Annotated in this window: 13 protein-coding genes; 9 read left to right on the top strand and 4 right to left on the bottom strand. The window is 71.2% G+C overall.

Annotation, left to right across the window (positions count from 1 at the left end; genetic code table 11):
- Positions 1–42: 42 nt before the first annotated feature.
- From ACIBNA_RS40035 to ACIBNA_RS40050, 4 genes are all read right to left on the bottom strand, one after another.
- A complete protein-coding gene (locus ACIBNA_RS40035) occupies positions 43–1,173 on the bottom strand; it encodes a hypothetical protein (protein WP_399170214.1) in 1,131 nt (376 codons plus the stop codon).
- 899 nt (positions 1,174–2,072) lie between these two features.
- Positions 2,073–2,420: a hypothetical protein gene (locus ACIBNA_RS40040; protein WP_399170215.1), complete on the bottom strand. Its 348-nt coding sequence runs from the start codon at positions 2,418–2,420 to the stop codon at positions 2,073–2,075.
- A 69-nt stretch (positions 2,421–2,489) separates the two neighbouring features.
- A complete protein-coding gene (locus tag ACIBNA_RS40045) occupies positions 2,490–3,050 on the bottom strand; it encodes a UTRA domain-containing protein (protein WP_399170217.1) in 561 nt (186 codons plus the stop codon).
- A gap of 60 nt (positions 3,051–3,110) precedes the next feature.
- Entirely contained in the window at positions 3,111–3,905 is a 795-nt protein-coding gene (locus ACIBNA_RS40050) for a GntR family transcriptional regulator (RefSeq protein ID WP_399170218.1), read from the bottom strand.
- A 564-nt stretch (positions 3,906–4,469) separates the two neighbouring features.
- Here ACIBNA_RS40050 and ACIBNA_RS40055 point away from each other — a divergent pair.
- Genes ACIBNA_RS40055 through ACIBNA_RS40095 form a run of 9 tightly spaced genes read left to right on the top strand, consistent with a single transcriptional unit; the run spans position 4,470 to position 8,802 of the window.
- A complete protein-coding gene (locus tag ACIBNA_RS40055; RefSeq protein ID WP_399170219.1) occupies positions 4,470–4,769 on the top strand; it encodes a hypothetical protein in 300 nt (99 codons plus the stop codon).
- Positions 4,769–4,939, top strand: coding sequence for a hypothetical protein (locus ACIBNA_RS40060; protein ID WP_399170220.1), 171 nt, complete (start codon positions 4,769–4,771; stop codon positions 4,937–4,939). The genes ACIBNA_RS40055 and ACIBNA_RS40060 overlap by 1 nt, the downstream gene beginning before the upstream one ends.
- Positions 4,936–5,238 (top strand): hypothetical protein, encoded by a 303-nt coding sequence (locus ACIBNA_RS40065; protein WP_399170221.1) that lies wholly within the window; start codon positions 4,936–4,938, stop codon positions 5,236–5,238. Before ACIBNA_RS40060 ends, ACIBNA_RS40065 begins: the two co-directional genes overlap by 4 nt.
- On the top strand, positions 5,235–6,053 hold the full coding sequence (locus tag ACIBNA_RS40070; RefSeq protein ID WP_399170222.1) for a hypothetical protein: 819 nt from the start codon (positions 5,235–5,237) through the stop codon (positions 6,051–6,053). The genes ACIBNA_RS40065 and ACIBNA_RS40070 overlap by 4 nt, the downstream gene beginning before the upstream one ends.
- Positions 6,050–6,277, top strand: a complete 228-nt coding sequence (locus ACIBNA_RS40075) for a hypothetical protein (protein WP_399170223.1) — start codon at positions 6,050–6,052, stop codon at positions 6,275–6,277. The genes ACIBNA_RS40070 and ACIBNA_RS40075 overlap by 4 nt, the downstream gene beginning before the upstream one ends.
- Positions 6,274–7,725 (top strand): hypothetical protein, encoded by a 1,452-nt coding sequence (locus ACIBNA_RS40080; RefSeq protein WP_399170224.1) that lies wholly within the window; start codon positions 6,274–6,276, stop codon positions 7,723–7,725. Before ACIBNA_RS40075 ends, ACIBNA_RS40080 begins: the two co-directional genes overlap by 4 nt.
- Positions 7,722–8,135 carry a hypothetical protein gene (locus ACIBNA_RS40085; protein WP_399170225.1) on the top strand — a complete coding sequence of 138 codons (414 nt, stop codon included), beginning with the start codon at positions 7,722–7,724 and terminating at the stop codon, positions 8,133–8,135. The genes ACIBNA_RS40080 and ACIBNA_RS40085 overlap by 4 nt, the downstream gene beginning before the upstream one ends.
- Positions 8,136–8,167: 32 nt before the next feature.
- Positions 8,168–8,512, top strand: coding sequence for a hypothetical protein (locus tag ACIBNA_RS40090; RefSeq protein ID WP_399170227.1), 345 nt, complete (start codon positions 8,168–8,170; stop codon positions 8,510–8,512).
- Complete coding sequence (locus ACIBNA_RS40095; protein WP_399170228.1) at positions 8,509–8,802, top strand: hypothetical protein; 294 nt, start codon at positions 8,509–8,511, stop codon at positions 8,800–8,802. Before ACIBNA_RS40090 ends, ACIBNA_RS40095 begins: the two co-directional genes overlap by 4 nt.
- Positions 8,803–8,926 lie beyond the last annotated feature (124 nt).

Genomic DNA, 8,926 nt, shown 5'->3' on the forward strand with positions numbered 1-8,926 from the left:
GGGAGTGGCCGCCACAGGTGTGTTCGGATCGTGGCGCGGGGGTCACGCGGGCTGACCGGCGCGCAGCCGGTCCAGCAGGGCGGCACCGTCGACCGGCGCCGGTTCGGAGGCATCACGCCGACGGCGGTCACGCTCGTCGGCCGCGCAGCGAAGGCAGTCCTCCGCCTCGAAGGACGGGTGGGCCTCGCACATCTCGACGGCCGGACGGCCCGAGCGCTGCCCGGGCACCGACGGCTGCGGCGCCTCGGGGAAGGTCATCGCGTCCTCCAGGACCTTCCATGTCGGCTTCATCCGACCCATCCACTCAGCCACCCGGCACAGGTGCTCGACGTCGGCACCGGCCTCCAGGAGCTCGAGGGCCTCGGCGGCGATCAACGCGGCGCGCTTGGGCAGGAACGGACGCCCGCCGGCCTTCATGCCCTCGGTCCAGGCGTCCACCACCGGCTTCGCCGCCGAGGTGTCGGCGGGAACGTCGGCCCCGCCGCCCTCCTGGTCCTTCTTCGGCGCCGCCTTCTTGGGCGCCGTCTTGGGGGCGGCCTTCTTCGGCGCGGCCTTCTTGCCCGCCGGGGCCTGCTTCGCCGGGGCATCGGGCTTCGGCGCATCCGGCTTCGGGGCGGTTGTGGCGGCCGGGGCCGGGCGGCCGGCGGGCGTCTGGACGACCCCCTCCTCGGTGCGGGTGTGCAGCGGAGGCTGCGGCGGGTTCTCCCGCCAGTCCGTCGTGTAGGCGTCGAGCTTGTCCCACACGTTGCGCCAGCCCACGTACGCGTCCGGCGGCAGATCGTTGACCTTGTACTTGCGGAACGAGTTCTGGATCCCGCCCTTGCCCGTCGAGGTGACCAGGCGGCCGCCGTCAGGATTCACCACCAGGTCGTGCTCACCGAGCAGCTTCAGCGCATCCTTGATCATGGTCGGGCTGCAGGGCTTCTTGTTCACGCCCGGCAGCAGGAAGCACAGCTGGTCCAGCGACATCCGGCGCAGGCCGCCGCCCTTGCGCCGGGCGGACTCGTAGACCATCGAGCGCAGGATCAGGTACAGGTGCAGCGCCGTCCGGGTCATCTCCGGGAGCAGCAGCACCCAGTCACGCACCTGAGTGTGCGTCCAGTAGTCGGTGATGTCGCCGTCGAACTCGATCTCCTCGGCGGCGTCGTCCATCAGGTCGGGAGAGGTCGTCATCGGGTCACCACCTTGGCAGCCACGGCGGTCGCGGCGCTGACGGTGATCTCAAGGGCAGTCGTAGTCATCACTCGGCGGTTGTATGCGCCGAAGCGGACACCCCCATCGGGGCAGGTCAAAGCAGGGTTAGGGCACTTCGTAGTCATCATCACGGCGCCTTCGTACGCGGTCGCGACGGTTAGCGTCGCGGGCACCGCGGAGGCGAGCCGGAGGGGGTGGTGCATCGGGTGGTGCATGGGGTGCGAACTCTCCCAATCGGGTAGAGAGCCGCACGTCGGTGATCATCACCAGGCAACTGGGCGAGCCTACGAGCGGTGCTGCGTAGAAGTAGGTATGCCGGTTACTCTGGTCATTGGTGACCGGGCCCTGCGGGGTAGGGAACCCGGCGTTACCGCCGACGTACGACCCAGTCTCTGTTGGCTTGGAGGGCCGGGGGCTGAGTCAAAAGTTCAGATCGAGAGCCGCTCCTGTTGGCGCAGGGGCGGCTCTCGGCGTTATGGGGCGCGTGCGTGCATGGCGACCATGGTGGAGCCCTCCCGACGGTTTGGGAAACCGGGAATGTCCTGGTAGAAGGCGGTCCATCCGTTGATCGTGCCGGACGGGACTGCCGTGTTGTACCGGGTTTCCGGCGCGGATACTCCGAGATCCCGTTCTCCGGGAGAGAACTTGCGAAGCCGTCCCGCCACACGGGAAGCATGGGCGGCCGACGGCGTGTCGCCGTGTCCCGCTGGCCCACTGTCAGTGGGTACGCGTAGCCTGCTGACCATCGCAGGCACCTCCTCGACAGGTGCTTGATCGCGGCGCCGACCACCACAACCGGCGAGCGCGACCGGCAGGCCCCCGCGGGGGCCTGTTCGCGTTTTGCGGGACATCTTCCTCCCTCCGGCGGTCTCGCGGGGTCAGCCCGCGGATTCCGGCGAGTCGGGAGTGGACGCGCCGCGGGCTTGCACCAGGTGAGCAAGGGATGTGCCCAGCTCCCCGTAGAGAGCCACCGATTCGGCGGCGTCCAGGCCCTGCGCCCGGTCGGCCGCGTCGGCGGCCCGCTCGAGTTCACGGGCGGCGACCGGCGGGAGCACCCCGGAGCGGCTGTGCGCGCGGAACGCGTTGGCGATGTCTCCAAGCCCAGCGCCGGGTGCGATCGGGCCGGGGCCGGTGGGGGCCGTCAAGCGCGTGAGCCAACCGTCGTCGGCGAGTGCCGACAGCAGCTCGCTGACGATCTCGGCAGCGGAGAGGCGCGCGGTGCTCATTTCGTAGGAGTCCTTTCGAGAGGGCGCCGGGCCCCAGCACGTAACCGGGGCCCGGGCCGGACTGGCCGGTCAGGCCAGGGGGGCGGAGTAACGGAGCTTCCAGCCGTTGGCCAGGACGTGCTGGGTGACCTCGACGACGCGGCCGTCCTCGGTCCGGCCGATGTGGTTGATGGTCAGGACCGACGCGCCCTCCGTCAGCCCGAGTGCGTTCGCCTCGTCTGCTGTGGCCGTGCGCAGGGCGACGTCTTCGGTGGCCTCGGTCCCCTGATCGAAACCGGCCTCGCGCATCCGGCTGATGATGCCGCCGACGCCCGTGTCGACCTGCTCGATGCCGGCGGCCTGAGCCACGTCCACCGGGATGTAGGTCGTCGCCAACTGGATCAGGCGGTCACCGTCGTACATCCGGCGGGCTCGGACGACGACCTCGCCGTCGCTGCCCAGGAGCTCGGCGACGTCAGCGGGGGCTGCCTCACGCAGGACCTCCACCTCCGTCCGGGGCGTTCCACCACCACGGCGAATCTCGGCGTCGTACGCGCCGTGCGCGCCGTTCTCCTCGCGCTGGGCGGTGCGGTACCGGCTGCGCGCGTCCCGGAGGATGACGCCGTCGGTACCGATCGTGTTGCTTGCCATGAGAACTGTGCTCCTTATGTTTGGGGTGCTGAGTCCGGGTGCCCCGGCTGGGGCGAGGGCCTACGAGCCGATGGACCACTCGTAGGCGAGCCGCCACTTGGTGCGCGGCATGACGTGCAGGCAGATTTCGACGATCCGGCCCTCTGCCGTGAAGCCCTGATGGGTGATCTCCAGGACCGCCTGCCCTGTAGGGATCCCGAGCGCTGCCGCCTCCGCTTCGGAAGGCGGGCGGACCTCGATCTCCTCACGGAGGCGGACCTGGGCGTGGCCGGCCTCGGCCAGCCTGGTCTTACTCCCGCCCGGGCCGGTGTTCTGCTGCTCCAGCTGCGGGCACTGATCGGCGATGTCGGGCGGGAACCACGAGGTGGCGAGCTGCACCACCTCACTGATGTCGTCGTTGTCGGGAAGCGCGACGGGCATCACCCGCTCGCGCATGAGCGCCTTGGTCGCGTGATGCAGACCGAGCAGGTCAGCGACCCGTTTCGGGGGCCGCTGGCGATCGATCACCGTCGGGAGCGGCTTGTAGATCAGCCCCAGACGGCGGATCTCGGCGTCGAACGCGCCGACTGCTCCGCCTTCGGACCGGGCGCTCGGCATGTATCGGCTGGTGCCGTCGCGTAGCACCTTGCCCAGCACGAGGCTGACGTAGGTGCCCTTGCCGCGGCGCGTGAAGACGAGGCCCTGGTCCTCAAGCAGCCCGTACACCTCGCGTGCCGTCTGGTACGCGATGCCCTCTGCTGCCTGCAGTTCCGGGACGCTCGGCAAGGCGGAGCCAGGTGCGTACACGCCCCGCTCGATCTTCGCCGCGATACTCGCCGCGATACGCGGAACCTTCCCGGGCTCCTTCTTGGCCATCGCCGTTTCTCCGATCTAACGATCTCCGTATGGGATCTCTCCCTTCCTTCGATGGCGCCAAGCATGACATGTCTAGTTGTCTCGCGAAAGCCGGAACTCTGCGCGCCTGACTTTCCTGGCGAAAACAGCAGGTCAGAAGCCCATGCATCCAACGCTTAACTAGACAGGTTGACACCGGATGAGTGCAGTGGGTTAATCGAAGCGCTCGACCACCTGACTAGTTAACCCAGGGGTGTCGGGCGGCAGGGCACCGCCATGCCGAAAACGGCGACACCGGACCGCCTCGGAGCTGTACCGAGCCCGGTGTACCGAGAAGAACTCAACAGAGTGCAACGAGGCAGAGAGCAACCCTTTGCGCTGGTCAGAAGGCCATATGGGCCACCAGCGAGAGGTACGTCCAGACAGATTCGGCCCGGCGCATGCCCGTACGGATGTGCCGTGGCCGTGGCCGTCTGGCCGCGCACGACAACCCCCGCCCGAATGGGCGCGGCCCCGGATCAGGCGGTGCAACGCCCCCGGGGCCACTTCGGAATCCACCAACACGAAGTCAGGAGTGGACCCGCAATGATCAGTATCCCCAACCGGGCCGCCGGCACCCTCGCCGCCGCCCTCAAGCTCCGCACCGACGCGTCGCAGATCCTCGGCGTCGACGTCGACCTGATTCTCGGTCCCGTCGTCGGCACCGAGGGCGACGCCGCCCGCCAGGCCCGCGAGGACGCCTTCGCCGACATGGTCGCGACGGGCTTCATCTGGCCCGAGCAGGTCAGCCGCCGTGCCGAGGGCGCCGTCGTCCTCCTGGAGGAGCTCGACGAGCTGGAGTACGCCGCCGGCCTCGTCGACTTCGAGCTCGGGGCGGTGGCCTGATGACGGACACCACCCGCCAGCTCCTGACCGAGGTCCTGGAGCGCGTCAGCTCGAACCCCGACGAGTGGACGGCCCGCGACACGGAGACGATCACCCGGCTGCGCGCGGCCGCCGAGTGGGAGGAGGCGTCCGAGAAGGTCGCCGCCGCCCGGATCGGGGCGACGGCATGACCCGCACCGCCCTCGCCTTACGCGACCTGTTCCGCGCCGGCCTCGACCTCACGGGCCGGATGCCGTCGCAGATGCTGCTGCTCCTGGTGCCGCTGCTCGCGGTGCTGGCCTACGGCTCCGGAACGGTCCTGCTCGACGCGCTGACCGCGCTGGTCACCGCCGTCGCCCAGGTCACCAAGTGCCTGTTCTGGCTCGGCGCGCTCGCCGTGACCGTCCGCCTGCTGCACCGCCTGGTCGACCAGCACTTCCGCAACGCCCCGCCCGTCGCCCCCTCCGAGACCCGGGAGCCCGCCGCATGATCCGGTTGATCCGCACCAAGAACCTCCGGGCCCTGCAGGAGGGCGCCGAAGTCGCCTCCGTCCTGGAAGCCGACCTCGAGAACGCCGAATCGGCGATCGAGGCGTACAAGAAGGACGCGGCCGCCGACGCGGGCCTGCGCCAGCAGCTGGTGACCGACCTCGGCGAGGTCCGCACCGAGCTGGTGGCCGCCGAGGCCCGCAACACCGACCTCGTCCGCCTGGTCGAGCTGCTGCTCGGCGCGGTGAAGTACGCGGTCGACGCCGCCGAGGCCCCGACCGAGGTGGTCCTGCACGAGGGCCGGGTGCGCAGCGCCCACCGCGACCGGAAGTCCGCCCAGGCCGCCACGCCCTATCCGGGCGGCAACTGGCTGCCGACGCCGACCCCGGACCCCGACCCGCTCGGCTGGAAGATCCAGACGGCCCCGCTGCCGCCGCTGCCCGCACCGGCCAGCGCCGACGAGATCGAGGCCCTGCTGGAGCGGACCGAGCGCCCGGCGTTGGAGCAGCTCGCCGAGGCGAACCGGCTCCAGGAGCTGACCCGCGAACTGGAGACTGTCCGGTCCCAGCGCGACACGGCGATGAGGGACACCGAGACCGCCGTGACCGCGCTGACCGCCGAGTCCCTGGCCTTCGCCTTCCACCGTGAGGCAGTCGCCGAGGCCGCCGCCGAGATCGCCCGGGCGGTGGACCCCAAGGACCCGGTCAACTCGCTCGTCGACATCGGCTTCGTGCTGCTCAAGTACGCCGCCGTGCTCAACCCGAAGAACGGCTCCGAGACCGGCGCCGACACCGAGACGAAGGGAGCGGTCGCATGAGCGGCGCGCTGATCATCCGCAGAGGCGTCGGCCGCGACTGGACCGCCGCCGACTACGACTCCTACACCGTGCTCGCCGAGCTCGGCACCCCCCGCCCGGCCGCCCAGGTCAGCCGGGCCCGCCGGGGCCGGCCGCTGCGCCGCGCGTTCCGCGCCGCGCTGCGGACCACCGCCCTCATCCACCTGCACCGCACCCCGATCCGGAAGGAGGCAGTAGGCCGGTGACGACCTACAGCACCGAAACCCCCGTCAACGGCCACGACCCGAACGAGCCGCCGTTCGGCAAGAGCCCCGTCCCGTCCAGCCGGGGCGAGGAGAAGCGGGCCAACCTGCAGGCCCGCCGCCACGAGGACCGCGCCGACCGCGACGCCGAGGCCGAGCGCAAGCGCCTGGACCGTGAGCACAAGCGGCGCCTGAAGACCGAGGCCAGGAACGCGAAGGTCGCCCGGGCGCTGCAGAAGAAGTCCGAGCGGCAGAAGCTGCGGGCCAAGGCCCGCAAGGACCGCCGCGCCCGCTGGGACTCGATGGTGATCCGCCTCTCCCACCACATGCCGCTGTGGGGCCTGCCCGTCGTGGTGGTCTCCCTGGTGGTCGGCTGGACCGGCCAGGCCGGGGCGGCCGCGCACCTCGGGATGGGATGGGCCGCCGCCGGTGTCCCCGTCCTCACCGAGGGCATGACGCTCACCTTCGCCGGGCTCACCGGCCAGGCGATCGAGCAGCGCCGCGAGTACCGGTGGCTGATGCGGGCGACCTGGACCACGGCGGTGGTCGCCGCCGCGATCAACGGCTTCGGCCACCTGATCGAGGACGACTCGGCGGCGGGGATCTACCGGGCGTGCGCGTACGCCGGGGCCTCGCTCGCCGCGCTGATCCTGTGGTGGGTGGTGATGCGCTCCAAGCGCGCCGCCGTCTCCGGCCGCACCGCCGAGGACATCGCCCGGTGGAAGCGGCTCAAGCGCCGGCACCCGATCCTCGTGCGCCGGGCCCGCCGGATCGCGGACAACACCGGGTGCACCCTGGACGCGGCGTACGCCAAGGCGTGGGAGCGGGCGAACGGTGCGGCCGTCGGGGAACCGTCGATCCGCGAAATCCGCGCCTCGCGCCGGGCGGCCTTCAAGCGCGCCCAGGCCGAGTCCTGGGACGGTTCCACCCGGTTCTCGCGGACCGCGCCCGCCGCGTCGGTGGCGGTTCCCGCGGTTGTCGAGCCGGAGCCGGAAGCGGTTCCCGAACCTGTGTCCGAGGAGCCGGTGGAGGTGATCCCGGCTCCGTACCTCCCGGTCGCGCTCGCGGTTCCCGGACTCGACGGGCAGTGGATCGCGCACCGCGTCCCGGTGCATCCGCTGGACACCTGGACGCCCTTCTCGCGGACGGGAAGCGAAACCGCTACAACCCGCTTCCCGCAAGGGCAGGAGCCGCTTCCGGACCCCTCCCCGGACGCACCCGAGGAGGAGGACGGGACGCAGCAGGACGAGGCGCAGGACGAGGTCAGGGAAACGGTCGTCAACGACCGGCTCGCCAAGACCCGCGCCCTCGTCGACGAGGCCGCCGCGGAGGGCAAGGACCTTCGCCGTCATCCCTCCAACCGGCAGGCGGCCCGGCACCTCGGGTGCCGCCCTGGAACCGCCAAGGACTACCTGACCCAGGTCCTGGCGGAGAGGGGAATCAGCCGGTGAGTGTTCCCGAGGTCTTAGCCGGAACCGTCTACGAGGCGGCCGTGGGACGCAGTGACGGGCACTGCGAGTGCCACCTGGATGAGTCCGGGAACTGCGGCCTGGCCGACGGGGACAAGCCCCGCTGGCACAAGACCGGGAAGCGCTGCCAGGAGCGGGGCGAGCACCGCGCCCCGCTCCTGGTGGCCCCGATCGACCCGGAGGTCTCCGACCGGGACGCGGTCACCCTGCCCGTCGAGAAGGTCATGGTCCTGTGCCGCGGCTGCTACGTCCGCCGCCGCAACAAGACCGCCCGCGAGCGCGAGGCCCGCAACGCCGCCGCCCTCCTCGCCGACGAGAACACTCTCTTCCCGTCAGACCTGTTAGGCCCAACGGGTCCAACCCGCCCTGAGCAGCAGCGCGACGCGGCCTGAGCCGCGCGCCCGACTCCCGGAAGGGACCGCACATGAAGCAGCACCTCGTCCGAGGCGCCCGCTACACCGCCGGCCTCGCCGTCGTCTTCGCCCACCTGCTGCTCACCCTGTGGGCCGGGTCGGCGGCCGGCGCCTACGCCTGGCGGCACGGCTACACCCTCCCGTACGACACCAGCGACTCCGCCGTCCTGACCGCCGCGATCGTCGTCGGCCTGGCCACCGCCGGAGCGGTCGTCACCATCCCCGAGCACCTGGTCACCCGGCTCCGGTACGCGATCTGGGGCCGCCCGCTGCTGGTCTGCGACGGCTGCGGCCGACTGACGCCCCCGGCCCCGCACAACGACCTGAACACGACCCCGAAGGAGACCGCGCAGTGAGCGCTTCCGCCGCCAAGACCCACCGCCGTATGCCCTGGCGCCTCGCGGTGCTCGTCCCGACCGCGACGTTCGTCGTCATCTGGCGCGGTGTCCCCGGCATCACGCCGATGCTCACCTTCACCTGGCTGACCGCCCTGCTCACCGGCGGCGGCCTGGTCGCCGCCGGTCTCTACGGCCCGCAGGCCCTGGCCGCGATGGCCCGCGCCCAGAAGGAGGGCGCCGCCCGCCGCAGGCTCAAGGCCGAGAAGGCCGCCGCGAAGGCCAAGGCCAAGGCCGACAAGAAGAAGTAGCACCACCCGAACCGCGGGGCCCGCAGCTTGCCCGGCCCGGGCCCCGCGCCCCTCCACCCCCTGATCCCAGAGAGCGAGGAAGCTCAGCATGACGGACATCTCCCCCGAGCCCGCAGCAGGCGGC

Source organism: Streptomyces sp. NPDC050164, from assembly GCF_044459945.1.
GTDB lineage: Bacteria > Actinomycetota > Actinomycetes > Streptomycetales > Streptomycetaceae > Streptomyces > Streptomyces coeruleorubidus_A.

Bases quoted from the DNA above. Each gene is read 5' to 3' on its own strand.
- ACIBNA_RS40040 (WP_399170215.1), bottom strand. From the start codon at position 2,420: ATGAGCACCGCGCGCCTCTCCGCTGCCGAGATCGTCAGCGAGCTGCTG.
- ACIBNA_RS40090 (WP_399170227.1), top strand. From the start codon at position 8,168: ATGAAGCAGCACCTCGTCCGAGGCGCCCGCTACACCGCCGGCCTCGCC.
- ACIBNA_RS40055 (WP_399170219.1), top strand. From the start codon at position 4,470: ATGATCAGTATCCCCAACCGGGCCGCCGGCACCCTCGCCGCCGCCCTC.
- ACIBNA_RS40075 (WP_399170223.1), top strand. From the start codon at position 6,050: ATGAGCGGCGCGCTGATCATCCGCAGAGGCGTCGGCCGCGACTGGACC.
- ACIBNA_RS40035 (WP_399170214.1), bottom strand. From the start codon at position 1,173: ATGACGACCTCTCCCGACCTGATGGACGACGCCGCCGAGGAGATCGAG.
- ACIBNA_RS40070 (WP_399170222.1), top strand. From the start codon at position 5,235: ATGATCCGGTTGATCCGCACCAAGAACCTCCGGGCCCTGCAGGAGGGC.
- ACIBNA_RS40045 (WP_399170217.1), bottom strand. From the start codon at position 3,050: ATGGCAAGCAACACGATCGGTACCGACGGCGTCATCCTCCGGGACGCG.
- ACIBNA_RS40065 (WP_399170221.1), top strand. From the start codon at position 4,936: ATGACCCGCACCGCCCTCGCCTTACGCGACCTGTTCCGCGCCGGCCTC.
- ACIBNA_RS40060 (WP_399170220.1), top strand. From the start codon at position 4,769: ATGACGGACACCACCCGCCAGCTCCTGACCGAGGTCCTGGAGCGCGTC.
- ACIBNA_RS40050 (WP_399170218.1), bottom strand. From the start codon at position 3,905: ATGGCCAAGAAGGAGCCCGGGAAGGTTCCGCGTATCGCGGCGAGTATC.